Below are 17,100 nucleotides of genomic sequence, written 5' to 3' on the forward strand. Positions count from 1 at the left end.
CGCTCACACCTTCTCCAGTTTCATGGTCAGCATCACTTCCGTACCCTCGCCCGGCTCGGTCCTGACCCGGGCACTGCCCCCGTTGCGCTCCATCCTGCCGATGATCGACTGGCGGATGCCCATCCGGTCCTCCGGGACGTCCTTCATGTCGAAGCCGACACCCCGGTCCCGGACGAAGATGACGACCTCCTCCGGCTCCGCCTCGGCGTAGACGGAGATGACCGGCGAGCCGGAATACTTCGCGGCGTTGACCATAGCCTGTCTCGCCGCCTGCATCATCGCCGACAGCTCCGGGGTCAGCGGGCAGTCGCCGACGCAGACGATCTCGATGGGCACGCCGTGCGCGTCCTCCTCCTCGGCCGCCACCCGCCGCACGGCCGCCGCGACCGAGGCGTCGGCGTCCTGCTTGGGCTGGTAGAGCCAGTTGCGCAGCTCACGCTCCTGGGAACGGGCCAGCCGCATCACCTCACGGGAGTCGTGCGCGTTGCGCTGGATCAGCGTCAGCGTGTGCAGGACGGAGTCGTGCACGTGCGCGGCGAACTCGGCCCGCTCCTCCTGCCGGATGCGCTCGCGCCGCTCCCGCTGGAGCTCCTTCCACAGGGCCGCCAGCCACGGCGCCGCGATGAGCGCGACCCCACCGACGACCACCAGCGTGAACATGATGCCGGGGCGGGCGCTGCCCAGCTCGTTGGTCGCCGCCAGGAAGCCGATCGCCCCGACGACCACCAGCCCGAGGCCGACGAACGTGCGGACCCGGTTCTGGCGCACCTGCCCGACCGTGGTGGACATCCAGCGCCGCCGCCGGTCGGGGTCGGCCTGCTGCCACAGGATCAGCGAGCCGATGCCGCCGACCGCGATCGGCCACGCGCCGATCCCCCCCGCTGAGGCGCCGGTGAGCCACCCCAGGGCCAGCAGCGCCATGCCGATCGCGCCGTAGGCGGCCAGCTGGCTCCAGTCCCTCGCCGGCTCCCTGCCCTCGTACGGCTCGCGCGGCGTGAACATCCACAGCGCCGCGTAGGCCACGGCGCCGATCCCATCCAGGACCGTGAGCAGCACGAAGGCCAGCCGCAGCACCACCGGGTCAAGCCCGAGCTGGGCGGCCGCGCCCTGGGCGACACCCGCGAACAGCCGCCCCTCGACCGGCCGCATCAGCCGGGGGGAGGCGGGTTCCTCCGAGGTCGCGGGCGCCGCGTCGCGAATCATCGTTCTGTCAGCCATATCCCCAGCATCGTCACATGTAGGACGGTATCTCCGCATCCGGCGTTCCCCTGACGGGACCCTGAGGAAGGCTCGTTCGGTAGGGGACGACTCAGGGGTCTCCCGGATGCGACCACCACCCCGGCCAGGCCACGATGGACACATGAACGACACCGGGAACGCGCAGGACCCGGCGAGCAGCCCGCCCGACTCGCCATCTGCCTCGTCCCAGCGGAACAGGACGCTCGGGCGCGCCGAAGAGGGCCGGATGCTCACCGGTGTCTGCGCGGGACTCGGCCGCCACACGGGGGTCGACCCGGTGCTGTTCCGGGTGGGCTTCGCCGTACTGGTGCTGGGGTCGGGCATCGGCGTCATGCTCTACATCGCGGCGTTCCTGCTCATGCGGGAGACCAACGGCGGCCCCGGCTACATGGAGCAGTGGACCAGGCGTGACTTCGACAGCGAGACCGTCCTGGCCCTGCTGGCCGGCGTCTTCGCCGTCGGCCTGATCATCAACCTGTCCTCGGACGGCATCGGCACCGGCACCGTCGTGGTCGGCACGCTGTTCGCCATCGCGCTGCTCACCGCCCACTCGCGCGGCGTCGACCTGCTGGCCGTCACCCGCTCCCTGCCCGAACGGCTCCGCCCGCACCGGGCCTTCCACCCCCCGGCTCCCCCGTCCTTCGCCAACCCTCCCGGCTTCTCCTTCAGGCCCTCCTCCGCGCCGCCTCCCTCCGGGGAGCCGTACGGCGCGCCCCAGGGTCCCGTGGCGCAGCCGTACCCACGGCCCCACCAGGACACGACCGAAGCACCCGTGCCTCCGGTCTCCGAGAGTTCCGAGGTCCCCCCGGCGCCCGAGACACCCACGGCTCCTGCCGCCACGGCATCCGAGGCTCCTCCGGTGCCCGAGGCCCCTGAGACATCCATGTCGCCGGCCCCTGCGGCTCCCCCTGCGCCCGCGGCCCCTGTCGCTCCCGAGGCGCCCGAAGCCCCCGAGCCCCCCGTGGCGGCCCGGCCGTACGCGGACGAGACGACCGTCAACGCGGCGCACACCCCGCCCGGGGCCGACAGAACCGTGCGGGCGGCCTCCAGCGGGCCGTACACCGCGACGCGGATGCCCTTCGACTCCTCGGGAGAACCGTTCTCCCCCTACGGCCCCTACCGCCCGCTCGACCCCAGCAGGCGGCAGCAGCCGTACTCTCCCTACGGCCCGCCCATGTACGGCCCGCCGCCGCAGAAGACGGCCAGGCCCAGGCGCCCAAGAACGTTCGTCGGGGTCATCACCATGTTCCTGGCCCTGATCGTCGGAGGAATCATCGTGGCGGCCCAGTCCCCGTCCGGATCTGTGAACATGACGGCCGTCGGTGGCGCGATGCTCATCACCATCGGCGCGGGCCTGCTGGTCGCCGCCTGGTTCGGCAGGGGCACCGCCCTGGTCGCCGTGGGCACCGTCCTCGCGCTCGCCCTCGTCGCCGGATCGACGCTCACCGGCATGCCGAGGAAGTTCGGCAGCTACCACTGGGAGCCGACCAGCATGGCCGACATGGCCCCCTCCTACGCGGTGGGCGTCGGCGAAGGCACCCTCGACCTGAGCGAACTGCCCCTGACCCCCGGGTCGCGAACCGTCCTCGCCGCCTCCATCTCCGTGGGCGAGCTCCGCGTGATCCTTCCCCCGACCGCCAGGGTCGAGGTCAGGGCTTACACCAAGATCGGCGAAGTCAAGATCGACCACCTGGTCGAGGGCGGCGCCGACATCCGCTACGACAAGATCCTGGAGCCCGAGGTCCAGCCCAAGGGCGACGCACCGACCATCGTGCTCGACGTCAAGGCGGGCATCGGAGACGTGGAGGTACGGCGTGCGGCCTGACAACGAGCCCGAGGTGCGCCGACGGGTGCACCGCACGGACTGGATGGCCCTGCTCAGCGGCCTGCTGTTCATCGTCACCGGCATCCTCTTCATCACCCTGCCCGACATCGAACCCCTGGTCATGCTCCCGGTGGTCCTCGGCGGGCTGGGGCTGGCGGGGTTCGCGGCGATCTTGGCTCGGGCGGTACGGCGTTAGCATTTGCGACGCCTGGCGGCGTCGCGGGGCTTGGGCGCTTCGGGTCGGCGTCTTCCCTCGTCACTGTGTCTCCTTGCTCCGCCTGGCGGCGTCGCGGGGCTTGGGCGCTCCGAGTCGGCGTCTTCCCTCGTCACTGCGTCGCTGCGCTCCTGCGTTCCTCAGTCCAGACGCCGACGCGCCCAAGCCGACACTCCTCACACTTGGCGCCGGTAAGGCCAAGATCAAACCTCTCGCTTGGCACCGGGAAAGTCCTGGCAGAAACCTCTCGCGCCGGGGCGGAAAAGTGTGGGCCGAGACTTTCTATGGCTGGGGTGTCCGAATTCCGGGTGGCATGGGGCGTTGTCCGGTGCTCTCGGGGCTCGGTTTCGTTCGGATCGTGAAGCGGCCTGAAGTCCGGCCGGCGGCTTCGGGCGTTCGATTCGGCGACGGGCGGGCCGATCCCTGATCGGTCGTTCACGCCCCTACGGCGTCCGGTACGGGTCTCCAGGCCGCCCCGGCGGTGTGGGCCTTTCTCGACGCCCGAGAACGCGGCCGTCGAGGACCGGAGCGCCTGACAGGCCCGCCCCGATCCCGGGTCTCAACCGCGTCCCGACGGAGATCGGGGAGGCCGACGTCACGCGGGACACCGGCCGGTGGATCGACCGGGCGCCGATCACGCCTCCGTGCGAGGAGGCGTCGAGGACACGCGGCCGGTCGACATCGTGGGTTCCACGGCCCTGAGCTGTGGATTCGCCTGCTTGAAGGGGAAGACTGGCGGGCAGAAACAGGGAGGTACGTATACGTTTGTCCGGCTCTGCCTTCCGGGCCGCCACAGGTGCATCGGGAGGGTCGATGCCTCGGATCACCGTCACCGTTGACGAGGTCACCTATGAGGAGGAGGTCGAGCCGCGTCTGCTGCTCGTCCATCTGCTCAGGGACCGGCTCGGCAGAACCGGGACCCCGATCGGCTGTGACACCGGCAACTGCGGCGCCTGCACCGTCATGCTCGACGGCGTCAGCGTCAAGAGCTGCTCCGTGCTGGCCGTACAGGCCGACGGGGGTGAGGTCGTCACGATCGAGGGTCTCGCCAGGGGGCCGGAGTGGCACCCCATGCAGAAGGCCTTCCACGCCGAGCACGCGCTGCAGTGCGGCTACTGCACCCCCGGCATGATCATGGCCGCGATCGACCTGGTCAGGAACGACCCGGACCCGTCGGAGGAGGCGGTGCGCCGGGGCCTTGAGGGCAACCTGTGCCGCTGCACCGGATACACCACCATCGTCAGGGCCGTACGGCGCGGCGCCCGCGAGATGGCGGGACGGGAGGCCGGAACGCCATGACCGAGCGGACCACCGAGAACGACCGGCCCGGCACCCCCCGCGGGAGTCGCGAGACCGGCAGGGGCCACGAGCCTCAGGGACACGGACCGGAGAATCCGGCAGCCCTCCCCCGAAACCACGAACCCGATGAGGACCACGAGGCCGACGAGGGCCGTGAGGTCGACGAGGGCCGTGAGGTCGGCAGGGCGCGGAGACGTAAGGAGGACGCCCGGCTGGTCACCGGGAGGACCACCTGGACCGACAACATCCAGCTTCCCGGCATGCTGTACGTGGCGTTCCTGCGCGCTCCGATGGCGCACGCCAGGATCACCCGGGTCGACACCTCCGCCGCGCGTTCCCGGCCCGGTGTGGTGGCCGCGTTCCACGGTCAGGACTTCGCCGGCGAGCAGGGCAGCCTGCCGTGCGCGTGGCCGGTCACCGAGGACGTCGTCATCCCCGACCACCCGCCGATGGCGGTCGACGAGGTCCGCTACGTCGGCGAGGCGGTCGCCTGCGTGGTGGCGACCGACCGTTACGCCGCCGCCGACGCCCTGGAGGACATCGAGATCGACTACGAGCCGCTCGCAGCGGTCGTGGACATGGCCGAGGCGCTCACCGAGGGTTCCCCGAAGGTCCACGAGACCGGGAACAGGGCCTTCACCTGGCGTTTCTCCCAGGGGGACGTCGAGGCGGCCTTCCGTGACGCGCCGGTTGTCGTCGATCGCTCCTACGTCCAGCAGCGGCTCATCCCGACCGCGATGGAGCCGAGGGCCGTGGTCGCGACGACCGACGGCGACTCCTTCACCCTGTACTCGGCGACCCAGATCCCGCACGTGCTGCGGGTGATGCTGGCCATGACCACCGGCATCCCCGAGCACCGGCTGCGGGTGATCGCCCCCGATGTGGGCGGCGGTTTCGGGTCCAAGCTCCAGGTGACCGCGGAGGAGGTCCTCGCGCTGCTGCTGACCCGCAGGCTCGGCAGGCCGGTGAAGTGGACGGAGTCCCGGTCCGAGGGGAACCTGACCGTGCACCACGGCCGTGACCAGCTCCAGCGGATCCGGCTCGCCGCCGAACGGGACGGGCGGCTGCGGGCCGTACAGGTCGAGCTGCTGGCCGACATGGGCGCCTATCTGATGCTGGTCACGCCGGGGGTGCCGCTGCTCGGGGCGTTCATGTACGGCGGCGTCTACAAGATGAACGCCTACGACTTCACCTGCACGGGCGTCTTCACCACCAAGATGCCGACCGACGCCTACCGGGGCGCGGGGCGCCCCGAGGCCACCTTCGCCATCGAGCGGGCCATGGACGAGCTGGCCCACGAACTCGGTCTCGACCCCGTCGAGGTACGGCGCCGCAACTGGATCACCCATGAGGAGTTCCCCTACACCACGGTCTGCGGCCTGACCTACGACTCGGGGAACTACGAGGCCGCGACGGACCGGGCGCTTGAGCTGTTCGGCTACGACGCGCTCAGGGCGGAACAGGCGCGGCGGCGGGCGGAGCGCGACCCGGTGCAGCTCGGCATCGGCGTCTCGACCTTCACCGAGATGTGCGGCATCGCGCCCTCGCGGGTGCTGGGCTCGCTCAACTACGGCGCGGGCGGCTGGGAGCACGCCTCGGTCAGGGTGCTGCCGACCGGCAAGGTGGAGGTGGTGACCGGGACGAGCCCGCACGGCCAGGGGCACGAGACGGCCTGGAGCCAGATCGCGGCCGACGCGCTCGGCGTGCCGTTCGAGGACGTCTCGGTGCTGCACGGCGACACGGCGGTCTCGCACAAGGGCATGGACACCTACGGCTCCCGATCGCTGGTCGTCGGGGGCGTCGCCGTACTGTCGGCCTGCGAGAAGGTGAAGGACAGGGCGCGGGAGCTGGCCGCCCACATGCTTGAGGCCTCGGCGCAGGACGTCGAGTTCGCCGACGGGTCGTTCCGGGTGCGCGGGACCACACAGGGACGGACCATCCAGGAGGTCGCGCTGGCCGCCTTCGCCGCGCACGACCTGCCGGACGGCGTCGAACCCGGCCTGGACGCCGAGACGACCTTCGACCCGGAGAACTTCTCCTTCCCGCACGGCACCCATCTGTGCGCGGTCGAGGTGGACACCGAGACCGGCGGGACCGTGATCAGGTCGTACGTCGCCGTCGACGACGTGGGGTTCGTGGTGAACCCGCTGATCGTCGAGGGCCAGGTGCACGGCGGCATCGCACAGGGCGTCGGGCAGGCGCTGTTCGAGGAGGCGATCCACGACGTGGAGGGCAACCTGCTCACCACGACGATGGCCGACTACCTGATCCCGTCGGCGGCCGACCTGCCGGAGTTCGTCACCGCCAGGACGGAGACCCCCGCGACCAGCAACCCGCTGGGAGTCAAGGGCGTCGGGGAGGCGGGCACGATCGCCTCGACCCCCGCCGTGGTCAACGCGGTCGTCGACGCCCTGCGCCCGTACGGCGTGCACGACGTGCGGATGCCGTGCACCCCGGAGCGCGTCTGGCGGGCCATGACCTCCGGGGCTCCGGAGGGTTCCGGCGCTTCGGGGACCTTGGGCGCCTTCGGGGCCTTTGCGACTTCGGTGGGCTCCGACGCCGCCGGGGTTTCGGAGGGGGGCCGGACCTCCGGCGGTCCGGAGGGCTTCGAGGGGGGTGCCCGATGATTCCGGCGCCGTTCGACTACGTCAGGCCCGGCTCTCTCGACGAGGCGTGCCGGGTGCTCGCCGAGGCCGACGAGGCGGGTGAGGACGTCAAGGTGCTGGCGGGCGGCCAGTCGCTGCTGCCTCTGCTGCGCCTGCGGCTGGCCTACCCGTCGGCGCTGGTCGACGTGGGGCGGCTGGCCGAGCTGCGCGGTGTCGAGGACCGGGGCGACCACGTGTTCGTCGGCGCGCTCACCACCCATGACGAGGTGCTGCGCTCGGAGGTCGTCAGGGAGCTGGTCCCGCTGCTCGCGCTGGCCACGGCCACCGTCGCCGACCCCGCGGTACGGCACCGCGGTACGTTCGGCGGTTCCCTGGCCCACGCCGACCCGGCGGGGGACCTGCCCGCCGTCGCCCTGGCGCTCGACTGCGTGCTGGTCGTCAGGTCGGGCGAGGGGGAACGGGAGATCCCCGCCGCCGGCTTCTTCGTGGACTATCTGGAGTCCGCGCTCGAACCCGGCGAGGTGCTCGTCGGGGCGCGGGTGCCCAAACTCGGCCCAGGCTGGGGTTTCCACTACGAGAAGTTCCACCGGACCGCGCAGTCCTGGGCCACCGTGGGGGTGGCGGCGGCCGTACGGCTCGGCGAGGACGGTGGGGTGGTCGAGGAGGCGCGGATCGCGCTGACCAACATGGGCCCGGCCCCGGTGCGGGCACGGGCGGCAGAGGCCGCGCTCGTGGGTGCCCCCGTCACGCCCCCGGGCCCCGGGTCCTCGGGTTCCGGGGGGCCCGCCTCGGGCGGGGAGCGGCTCAGGCATGCCTGTGACCTGGCGGACGAGGGCACCTCCCCGCCCACCGACCTGCACGGGGACCCCGCCTACCGGCGTCATCTGGCCCGGGTGCTGACCCGCAGGGCGGTCGTCGCGGCGGGCCGCTGAGTCCCGGGCCCCGGCCTCCGGCGTGTGAGTGGTGATGGACAAGGAGCGGTTCGATGGCGATGCGGTTCGAGCACGAGTTCACGGTTCCGGTGCCGGTCGAGCGGGCGTGGACGGCGCTGCTCGACGTCGAGCGGGTCGCCTCCTGCCTGCCGGGGGCGACGCTGGAGACGGCGAAGGGCGATGAGATGACCGGGCGGTTGAAGGTGAAGGTCGGGCCGATCACCCTCACCTACCGGGGCAGGGCCAGGTTCGAGGAGGTGGACGAACCAGGTCGTACGCTGATGATCGGGGCGACCGGCAAGGAGACACGCGGCCCGGGCACGGCGTCGGCGACGGTGGTCGCGCGCCTGCGTCCCGAAGAGGGGCGGACGCGGGTGACCGTGGACACCTCCTTCACGGTGACGGGACGGCCCGCCCAGTTCGGCAGGGGCGTGATGTCGGAGGTCGGCGCCCGGCTGGTCGAGCGGTTCGCGGCGAACCTGTCGGAATCGCTTCAGGGCTCGGAGGCCGCGCCCCGGGAGTCCCGTCGTCTCACCGCCGTCCCCGGAAAGCCCGGGGATCCGGAAAAGGCCGCGAAATCCGAAAAGCAGGGAACCTCCGGGGAGACAGGAAAGTCCAAGGAGGGAGAAAACGCCGGGGACCGGGACGTCCACCCGGCGGGCACCTCACGCACCTCCCGGACACCCGACGAGGAGGCCCTGGACCTTCTGGAGGTCGCGGGGATTCCCCTCCTGAGACGTCTCGCCCCGCTCGCGGGCGCCCTCGCCGTCCTCCTTCTGGCGGGGTGGCTGGCCCGCCGCGCCCTGCGCGGCAGGGGTCACCGGAGGGCCCCGATCCTTATAGGAAGATGAAGAAAACCATAAACAAGAGTTATGAGTTGCGCTTCCGGTGAAATCCACCCGTTGACGGCGCTTCAACTCTCCACGCCCTGGAACTGCGATGATTTCCTTGAAGTCACAACAAGTCAGTTAATTTCTCAAACTGATGGTGAACGCGGATGCTATGACGGATAGCGTCTTCATATCGGGGAGGGCGATGCAGCGTCAGGAGCAGCCATGAGGAGCCCGGCGTCACCCGATCTGATCGGGCGTGGCAGCGAGCTGCGGGCGTTGGTCAGGGCGATGAGCAGACCACCCGCGGTCGTCCTGGTCGAGGGGGAGGCCGGGATCGGCAAGACCCGGCTGGTGCGCACCGCGCTCACCCACCTCATCCCCGGTGAACGTCTCGTCCTGCTGGGCGGCTGTCACCGCATCCGTGAGCCGTTCCCCTACGGGCCGGTGTTCGAGGCGCTGCGGGACCTGGCCGGTGGGCTGCCGCCCGCCGGGGACCTCAACCCGGTGATCGGGGCGCTGCGCGACTACCTGCCCGAACTGCCCCTCCCCCCGGCGCCGCCGCCGCTCGGTGACTCCCGGGCCGAACGGCACCGGGTCTTCCGCGCCGTCCGCGCCCTGCTGGCGGCCGTGGGGCCCGCCGTACTGGTGGTGGAGGACATGCACTGGGCCGACGACGGGACCAGGGACCTGCTGCACTTCCTCATCGGGCAGCCGCCGGAGGAGCTGACGCTGGTGGTGACCTACCGGCGGGACGGGCAGCACGGGCAGGCCACGTTGCCGCTCGGCCACGCCTACCGGCGCCCGGCAGGCGCCGACAGCGTGGTGGTCACCCTGGCGCCGCTGGACGCCTCCGGGGTGCGCGGCATGGCAGCCGCGCTGCTCGGCCGTCCCGACCCGCCTGAGCCGTTCGTCACCAGGCTGCGGGAGCGGACGGCGGGCATCCCGTTCGTGATCGAGGAGGTCCTCAGGTCGCTGCCCCCGGCGTACGAGCCGGGTTCCGAGTGTCCGGACGCGCTCGACCACGTCGGTGTCCCGCTGCTGTTGCGCGAGGCGACCGCCGACCAGCTCTTCGGGCTGACCGAGGCCGCGGTGCGGACGGTCAGGGCCGCCGCCGTCTTCGGCGTCCCGGTCGGCGAACGGCTCGTCACCGCGGTCGGCGGTGACCTGACCGGGCTCGGCGAGGCCCTCGCCGCCGGGGTCCTGTACGAGGACCCTCCCGGCCGGTACGGCTTCCGCCACGCCCTGGCCCAGCAGGCGGTCTACGAGGCGATCCCGGGCCCGGAACGGCGGGCGGGGCACGAGCGGGCGATGGCGGCGCTGCAGGAGTCCGACCCGCTGGCGCTGGTGCAGCTCGCCTTCCACGCCAGGCAGGCGGGGATGCGCGAGGCCTGGCTGCGGTACGGCACCGCGGCGGCGGACCACGCCGCGAAACTGGGCGACACCCCCGTGGCGGTCGAGCTGATCGAGGACATGCTCGCCTCCCCCGACCTGCCCCCGCGCGACCGGGAACCACTGGTGCTGACGCTGAGCCGCCTGGCCACGACCGGGCTGTCCCACCAGCGGGTGGTACGGCTGCTGCGCCGCCTGCTCGGCGACGGCCTCCTCGAACCCGACGCGCGCGGTGAGGCGCGGCTCAACCTGGGGCTGCTGTTGTGCAACCAGGCCAACGACAGCGCGGCGGGCAGGCCGGAGATCACCACGGCGGTCGGGGAACTGCGGGACCGGCCGATGCTCGCCGCCCGCGCCTGTTCGGCGCTCGCGATGCCGTGGTGGGGCTCCGACCCCCTGTCGGCCCACCGGAAGTGGATCGACCGCGCCGAGGAGCTGATCGTGGGGGCCGACGATCCGGCGCTCGCGACCGCGGTCCTGGTCAACCGGGTCTCCTTCGAGATGACCCTCGGTTCCCCGCGCGCGTTCGACCTGGTGGCGAGGCTGCCGGTCACCGACGGGAACCCGAGTGTGCGCAGGGAGGTCGCCAGGGCCTACGCCAACCTCGTCGACGCGGCGGCGACCCTGGGGCACCTTGAGTGGGCCGAGCGCTTCGCCCGGGAGGGTGTACGGCTGGCCACGGCGGCCAACGCCCCGGTCTCCGCCTACCAGCTCAACGCGACGGCGATCCGCAGGGACTGGCTCGCCGGCCGCTGGGAGGGGCTGCGGGAACGGGCCCACGCCCTGGTCGAGCTGGTCCCGGAGAACCCCCTGTCCGCGGCGGACGTCTGGCTGGTCATGGGGATGCTGGCGCTGGCCAGGGGCGAGTGGGAGGAGGCCGCCAGGCACCTGCGCGCGACCGGCCTTGAGGAGCCGGACGGCCACTTCCTGCCGGTCACGTTCACCGCGGCGAGCGGCATGATCGAGCTGTGCCTGGCCAGGGGGCTGGCGCAGGAGGCCGTCGGCCACGCCGCGCGCGCGGTGGCCCGGCTGCGGCACAAGGACGTGTGGGTGTGGGGTGCCATGCTGGTGCCCTCCGCCGCCTCGGCGCTGGTCAGGACCGGCGGCACCGAGGAGGCCGCCGCCCTCGTGGCCGAGTTCGCCCGTGGGGTCGAGGGGTGTGACGCGCCCGCAGCGCGGGCCGGTCTCGCCCTCGCCGAGGGGACGATCTCCGCCGCGGCCGGGCGGCACGCCGCCGCGGCCGACCGTTTCGCCAGGGCCGACGAGGCCTACCGGGCTCTGCCGCAGCCCTACCAGGCGGCCAGGGCGCAGGAGGGCAGGGCGCGGTCCCTGCTCGCCCTGGGCGATCCGGCCGCCGCCTCGCTGCTGGCCGGGCTCGCCGGGTGGTACGACGAGTTCGGCGCGGTCCACGACGCGGCCCGGTGCAGGCGGACGCTGCGTGACACGGGGGTCGGCGTCGCGCCGCCGAGGTCCCGGGGCAGGGGCGGTTCCGGCGCGCTGTCCCGGCGGGAGCGAGAGGTGGCCAGGCTGGTCGCGCTCGGCAAGACCAACCGGGAGATCGCCGACGTGCTGTTCCTGTCGCCTCGTACGGTGGAGACCCATGTGGCGACCGTGCTGCGCAAACTGGGCGTGCGATCGAGGACCGAGGTGGTCGCCCTCGCTCCCCCGCTCTGAGGGATCCGCCCGACGTTCAACGGGCCGCATAAACGACATGAAAAGTTAGGAACGCCATGAAACTCATGATCAACGGAGGTGAGAGCAAAAAGAGGGACGCGTCCCCTTAAGACAGAAAGCCGCAAAAATAAATTCATAGGTCCATAAAGCGGACAATACCGATCACAGTCCAGGGAAAGCCCCATACTGTGATCAAGGCTCCCGAGTGCAGTGTGATCGTCATCACCTACAACGACTCCGCCCGGCTGCCCAGGGCCGTACGGTCCGCGCTCGGTCAGTCGTTGCGGAACATCGAAGTGATCATCTCCGACGACGGCAGCACGGACGGGACGGAAAGCGTCGCCCGCGCGCTCAGGCGGGAGGACCGCCGGGTGCGCTACCTGCGCAGGGACGTCAACAGCGGCGGCTGCGGGGCGCCGAGGAACGACGGGGTCGCCGCCGCCCGCGCGCCGTACGTGATGTTCCTCGACAGCGACGACGAGCTGCCCCCGCACGCCTGCAAGAGCATGCTCCTGGAGATGGAGCGCACCGGCGCCGACTTCGTCACCGGGCAGATCTCCCGGCTACACGAGTGGAACGGCAGGATCAAGCCCTACTATCCCGGGCTTTTCGCCTGCCGCAGGGTCGTCGAGGGGATCGCCGGGGAGCCGGACATGTTCCTCGACTCCTTCAGCACCAACAAGATCTACCGGACCTCGACGCTCCGGGGGCTGCCGTTCCTTGAGGACCTCCACTACGAGGACCACGTCTTCACCACGGAGCTGTACTGCGTGGCCCGGCGCTTCGCCGTCGTCCCGTGGGTCGTCTACCTCTGGCACCGGGCCGCCGAGGGGGACGGCAGGCCGTCGATCTCGCTGAACCTCCAGGAGATGGACAACATCGGGCACCGGATCAGGGCGGCCCGGCTGAGCGACGACATCCTGCGCGGCAACGGCCTGGCCGGGCTGGTCGCCGACCGGCAGCGCCGGTTCGTCCGCCACGACCTGCCGGTCTACCTCAACCCGCTGCCCGCGCGCGGCCCGGTCTGGGCGCGGGAGTTCACCCGGCTGGTCCGCCCCTACCTCGCGGGCCTCGACCCCGGCGTCATGGACGGCGCTGACCCGCTCGTGCGGGTCTGCTGCCGCCTGATCCTCGACGAGGACGCGGACGAGCTGGTGGTCGCCGCCCGGTCGCTGACCACCCCGAGGGCCGCGCCCCGCTTCGCCGTACGGCGGGCGGGACGCACCTACTGGGGCACCGTCCCGAAAGGGGAGCTGGACATCACCCCGCTCAGGATGGCCGAGCTGCCCTACGGCGCCGCCAGGCTGCGGCACGAGGCGGCCTTCCACGGCGACGGCCCCCGGCTGGCGCTGACGGTCAGGACCTACGACCCGTTCGGGGTGCTGGCCACGGCGCCGGACTGGCGCGCGTTCGCGCGTTTCGGCGGGCACCGGGTCGAGCTGGCGCCGCGCGCGCTCGACGACGGCTCCTACCTGAGCGAGGCGACCGTCGATCTGGCCAGGGCGGGCCGGGGGCGCTTCGGCCACGAGAGCTTCCGTGACCCGAGGATCTCCATCGTCCGCGCCGACGGCCGGGCCACCTCCGACCGGCTGCTCGTCGATCCGGCGGCCGAACCGGTCAGGGTCGCCGTCCCCGGTCACGAGATCGTCGCGGGGCCGGAGGGGCAGTCGGCGTTCCTGCGGGTGCGCTGGCGTCGCAGGGGGGCGCTGCGGTGGCTCGCGCCCAGGCTGGGCAGGCTCCGGGCCGGGCTGGTGCGGCGGCTCTGCGCCCCCCGGGTGAAGCTGCGCGTCTACCGGACGCTGATCAGGCTCCTCCCGCCGCGCGAGAACCTGGTGCTGTTCGAGGCGGACGTGGGCGCCGGATACACCGGCAACCCCCGCTACGTCTACGAGGAGCTGAAGCGCAGGCGGGCGCCGTTCGAGATGGTCTGGTCGGTCGCCGGGAACCGGCGCAACTTCCCCGCCGACGTCCGCCTGGTGCGGCGGATGAGCTGGCGCTACCTGTGGACCATGGCCAGGGCGGGGCACTGGGTGGACAGCCACGGCCTGCCGCTGGCCTATCCCAAGCCCGCCGGGACCCGCTACCTGCAGACCTGGCACGGGCAGGGCGTCAAGACGGTCGGCTTCGACGCCCCCGACCTGCGCGCCGACTTCGAGGCGCCCAGAAGGACCTGGCGTGGGGCCGTGGCCCGCTGGGACGCCCTCGTCATGCCGAGCGCCGAGTTCGAACGGATCTTCGTCACCTCCAACGGATACCGGGGACCGGTCCTGCGGCACGGCTCACCCCGGTGCGACGTGCTGGTCAACGGCGACCCCGAGGCCGTACGGCGGGCCAGGGAGCGGCTCGAACTGCCCGGCGACCGCAAAGTCCTGCTGTACGCGCCCACCTACCGGGACAGGGCCAAGTTCTCCGGCGCCTCGGTCAGGGCCGACCTGGCCATGATGGCCGAGGAACTGGCCGACGGCTGGGTGGTCGTCCTGCGCACCCACCCCGTCGAACGCTACGCCGTACCCGAACGGCTGCGGCACTTCGTACGGTTCGCGGGGGGTTATCCGGAGGTGAACGACCTGATGCTGGCCTCGGACGCGCTGCTGACCGACTACTCGTCGCTGATGTGCGACTACGCGGTCACCGGAAAGCCGATGTTCTTCCTGCTCGACGACTGGGAGGAGTACCGGCGCGCGGAACGGGGCGTCAACCACGACCTGCCCGCGATCGCCCCCGGCCCCTGCGTGACCGGGACCGAGGAACTGATCAGGGCGATCCGCTCCCTCGACGCCGACCCGGCCGCCTTCGCCGCCGAGCACGCCGCCCGCTACGCCGGCTTCCGCGCCACCTGGTGCGCCGAGGAGCGCGGGGACGCCTCGGCCAGGGTCGTCGACGCCTTCTTCGGCCCCGTGCCCGTGCCCGCCGTACGGCCGGCGGCGGCGCCCGAGGTGGAGGAGGTCCGGTGAGCGGCGAGACCGTGGTGTTCGCGTGCCTGGACGCGGACACGCTCGGCGGCGTGCAGCGGGTCACCCACACGCTGGCGCAGGGGCTGGCCGGGCGGGGGTACGACGTGCACGTGCTCGGCCTGCACCGCGCCGCCCGGCCGTTCCGCTACGTGGAACAACCCGGCTATCGGCGTCACGTGATCAACCACTTCCCCACCGGCAGGCTCTCCTGGACCGCCGCGCACCGGGAACGTCACCGGCTCCGCGGCATGCTGCGCACGCTCGGATCGGGCTTCGCCGTGCTCTCCTCGCCCGGGGTGGTCGCCCGGCTCAAGGACGTGATCCCCCGGCGGCTGCTGCCCATCGGGCAGTACCACGGGTCCTACGAGCACGCGCGGGGGTCGTGGCACCTGCGCTCGGTCGGCCGTGACTACGGGAGGCTGGAGAAGGCGGTCTTCCTCAGCGAGGAGGACGCCTGGTCCTTCTCCGAGCACGCGCTGCTGCCCAACGCCTGCGCGATCCCCAACCCGCTGCCCGGCTGGCCGTCCCGGATCTCGCCGCTGACCCGTCACCGGGTGCTCGGCGTCGGCAGGCTGGAGGGCGTCAAGCGCTTCGACCGGCTGATCACGGCCTTCGCCGGGGCGAGCCGTACGGTGGGGGACGACTGGGAGCTGCACCTGATCGGGGAGGGCGCCGAGCTGGGCAGGCTCAGGGCGCACGCGCGCGAGAGCGGGGTCCGCGACCGGGTGGTGTTCCGTGGCGCGGTACCCGCGGCCGAACTGGGCCGCGAGTACCTCGACGGGGCGATCGCCGCCCTGTCCAGCGAGCACGAGGGCCTGCCGCTCGTGCTCGCCGAGGCCGCCTCGTACGGCGTGCCCTCGGTCGCGTTCGACGTCTCCGGCGGGGTGCGCTCCCTGGTCCTCGACGGCGAGACCGGGCTGCTGGCGCCCGCGGCCGACGTGCCCGCGCTCACGGCGGCGCTGACCACCCTGATGACCTCGCACGAGGAGCGGCGGCGGCTCGGCGCCGCCGCCCGCGCCCACGTCGAGGCCTTCCGGCTGGAACGGGTCCTCGACCGCTGGGAGTCGCTGTTCGAGCAGGTCCTACGCTGACCGCTCGCTGACCGCCGCCGGTTCGTTGCGCGGCATGGGAACCCCGGCGAGCACGAGCTGGCCCGAGGTGAGCCTGGCGCCCAGCGGGTTCGGTTCGCGGAGCCGTACCAGACGGTCGAAGGCGACCCGTTTCACCCGGGCCAGCTTGCGTTTCGCGGCGATCCGCTCGTAGGCCACCATCCGGGAGGCCTCGGTCCTGGGCGCCCCGCTGAGCTCGTAGCCGTAGGTTTCCAGCCGGTCCCCCAGGACGCTCTCGCACAGCGAGATCTCCCAGGGTTCGAGCCGTTCACGCCAGGTGCCCGTCCGCGCGGCGGTCACCTCGCCGTGGGTGCGGGAGTGCCAGGTCTTGTGCGCGGGTACGGCCACGTCCGCGATCAGCCTCGGTTCGCACATCGCCGGGGCGAAGTCCTCACCCAGGAAGTCGCACAGCCTGCGCAGCTGGGCCTCGGGAGCGGCGGTCAGGTCCTCGTAGCGCAGCTCGTGATAGCTGCCCTCGGGGAGCTTCGGCGCGCCGTGCCTGGCGAAGTCGACCGCCTCGGCCCAGGCGGAGACGGCACTGTAGACGCTCCCGTTGTACCAGGGCATCTCCTTCAGCGAGGCGACGCAGTCACGGCCGTCCCTGATCAGGTGGACGAACTGCGCGTCGGGGAACAGCCTCAGCAGCACGTCGATGTTCTGGAAGTAGGAGGGCCGCTTGTCGCCCCAGCGGGGCTTGCCGTGCTGGGTCGCGTAGAAGCGCAGCACGATGCCCAGCGCGGAGCCCAGCGTCGGCGGCCCCTCGACGATCTGCCTGGTCACCTCCTCCCCGTCGAGTTTCAGCTCGTGGAAGCGTGACTGGCGGCGGCCGACCACCCAGTCGGCCAGTTCGCGTCTGCGCGCCGGGTCGTTCAGATCGCCGAAGCGCAGCCGCCTCTGGTAGGCGGCGACCATGAACCGGGTCTCCGGGGGAATCGCGATGCGGGGGTGGGAGTGCAGCATGAGCTGCAGCAGAGTCGTCCCCGAGCGGGGACAGCCCACGACGAAGATCGGTCGGTCCGACTGCAT

The 17,100-nt window shown here is 72.0% G+C and carries 11 protein-coding genes; 9 read left to right on the forward strand and 2 right to left on the reverse strand.

Features of this window, described 5'->3' with window-relative positions; all coding sequences use genetic code 11:
• Positions 1 to 3 precede the first annotated feature (3 nt).
• Positions 4 to 1,218: a PspC domain-containing protein gene (locus tag ACIBVQ_RS08720; protein ID WP_352010101.1), complete on the reverse strand. Its 1,215-nt coding sequence runs from the start codon at positions 1,216 to 1,218 to the stop codon at positions 4 to 6.
• A gap of 142 nt (positions 1,219 to 1,360) precedes the next feature.
• Between ACIBVQ_RS08720 and ACIBVQ_RS08725 the strand changes: the two genes are divergently transcribed.
• The 9 genes from ACIBVQ_RS08725 to ACIBVQ_RS08765 all read left to right on the forward strand — a co-directional run bounded on the left by ACIBVQ_RS08725 (position 1,361) and on the right by ACIBVQ_RS08765 (position 16,056).
• The gene (locus ACIBVQ_RS08725) at positions 1,361 to 3,064 is read left to right on the forward strand and encodes a PspC domain-containing protein (protein ID WP_399176488.1); all 1,704 of its coding nucleotides are present in this window, start codon (positions 1,361 to 1,363) and stop codon (positions 3,062 to 3,064) included.
• On the forward strand, positions 3,054 to 3,260 hold the full coding sequence (locus ACIBVQ_RS08730) for a hypothetical protein (RefSeq protein ID WP_352010103.1): 207 nt from the start codon (positions 3,054 to 3,056) through the stop codon (positions 3,258 to 3,260). The genes ACIBVQ_RS08725 and ACIBVQ_RS08730 overlap by 11 nt, the downstream gene beginning before the upstream one ends.
• 831 nt (positions 3,261 to 4,091) lie before the next feature.
• Positions 4,092 to 4,577 carry a (2Fe-2S)-binding protein gene (locus ACIBVQ_RS08735; RefSeq protein WP_352010104.1) on the forward strand — a complete coding sequence of 162 codons (486 nt, stop codon included), beginning with the start codon at positions 4,092 to 4,094 and terminating at the stop codon, positions 4,575 to 4,577.
• A complete protein-coding gene (locus ACIBVQ_RS08740; RefSeq protein ID WP_399176490.1) occupies positions 4,574 to 7,204 on the forward strand; it encodes a xanthine dehydrogenase family protein molybdopterin-binding subunit in 2,631 nt (876 codons plus the stop codon). Before ACIBVQ_RS08735 ends, ACIBVQ_RS08740 begins: the two co-directional genes overlap by 4 nt.
• Complete coding sequence (locus tag ACIBVQ_RS08745) at positions 7,201 to 8,115, forward strand: FAD binding domain-containing protein (RefSeq protein ID WP_399176492.1); 915 nt, start codon at positions 7,201 to 7,203, stop codon at positions 8,113 to 8,115. Before ACIBVQ_RS08740 ends, ACIBVQ_RS08745 begins: the two co-directional genes overlap by 4 nt.
• Before the next feature lie 53 nt (positions 8,116 to 8,168).
• Positions 8,169 to 8,966, forward strand: coding sequence for an SRPBCC family protein (locus ACIBVQ_RS08750; RefSeq protein WP_399176494.1), 798 nt, complete (start codon positions 8,169 to 8,171; stop codon positions 8,964 to 8,966).
• 204 nt (positions 8,967 to 9,170) lie between these two features.
• Positions 9,171 to 12,011 carry an AAA family ATPase gene (locus ACIBVQ_RS08755; RefSeq protein WP_399176496.1) on the forward strand — a complete coding sequence of 947 codons (2,841 nt, stop codon included), beginning with the start codon at positions 9,171 to 9,173 and terminating at the stop codon, positions 12,009 to 12,011.
• A gap of 188 nt (positions 12,012 to 12,199) precedes the next feature.
• On the forward strand, positions 12,200 to 14,965 hold the full coding sequence (locus ACIBVQ_RS08760) for a CDP-glycerol glycerophosphotransferase family protein (RefSeq protein ID WP_399176498.1): 2,766 nt from the start codon (positions 12,200 to 12,202) through the stop codon (positions 14,963 to 14,965).
• On the forward strand, positions 14,962 to 16,056 hold the full coding sequence (locus tag ACIBVQ_RS08765; RefSeq protein ID WP_399176500.1) for a glycosyltransferase: 1,095 nt from the start codon (positions 14,962 to 14,964) through the stop codon (positions 16,054 to 16,056). Before ACIBVQ_RS08760 ends, ACIBVQ_RS08765 begins: the two co-directional genes overlap by 4 nt.
• On the opposite strand, the gene ACIBVQ_RS08770 is transcribed toward ACIBVQ_RS08765, so the two are convergent.
• Positions 16,048 to 17,100: a sulfotransferase family protein gene (locus ACIBVQ_RS08770; RefSeq protein WP_386193772.1), complete on the reverse strand. Its 1,053-nt coding sequence runs from the start codon at positions 17,098 to 17,100 to the stop codon at positions 16,048 to 16,050. The two genes, ACIBVQ_RS08765 and ACIBVQ_RS08770, sit on opposite strands and share 9 nt — an antisense overlap.

This window comes from Streptosporangium sp. NPDC049376 (assembly GCF_044466505.1).
Classification (GTDB): domain Bacteria; phylum Actinomycetota; class Actinomycetes; order Streptosporangiales; family Streptosporangiaceae; genus Streptosporangium.

Bases quoted from the DNA above. Each gene is read 5' to 3' on its own strand.
- ACIBVQ_RS08720 (WP_352010101.1), bottom strand. From the start codon at position 1,218: ATGGCTGACAGAACGATGATTCGCGACGCGGCGCCCGCGACCTCGGAG.
- ACIBVQ_RS08740 (WP_399176490.1), top strand. From the start codon at position 4,574: ATGACCGAGCGGACCACCGAGAACGACCGGCCCGGCACCCCCCGCGGG.
- ACIBVQ_RS08725 (WP_399176488.1), top strand. From the start codon at position 1,361: ATGAACGACACCGGGAACGCGCAGGACCCGGCGAGCAGCCCGCCCGAC.
- ACIBVQ_RS08755 (WP_399176496.1), top strand. From the start codon at position 9,171: ATGAGGAGCCCGGCGTCACCCGATCTGATCGGGCGTGGCAGCGAGCTG.
- ACIBVQ_RS08735 (WP_352010104.1), top strand. From the start codon at position 4,092: ATGCCTCGGATCACCGTCACCGTTGACGAGGTCACCTATGAGGAGGAG.
- ACIBVQ_RS08745 (WP_399176492.1), top strand. From the start codon at position 7,201: ATGATTCCGGCGCCGTTCGACTACGTCAGGCCCGGCTCTCTCGACGAG.
- ACIBVQ_RS08770 (WP_386193772.1), bottom strand. From the start codon at position 17,100: ATGCAGTCGGACCGACCGATCTTCGTCGTGGGCTGTCCCCGCTCGGGG.
- ACIBVQ_RS08750 (WP_399176494.1), top strand. From the start codon at position 8,169: ATGGCGATGCGGTTCGAGCACGAGTTCACGGTTCCGGTGCCGGTCGAG.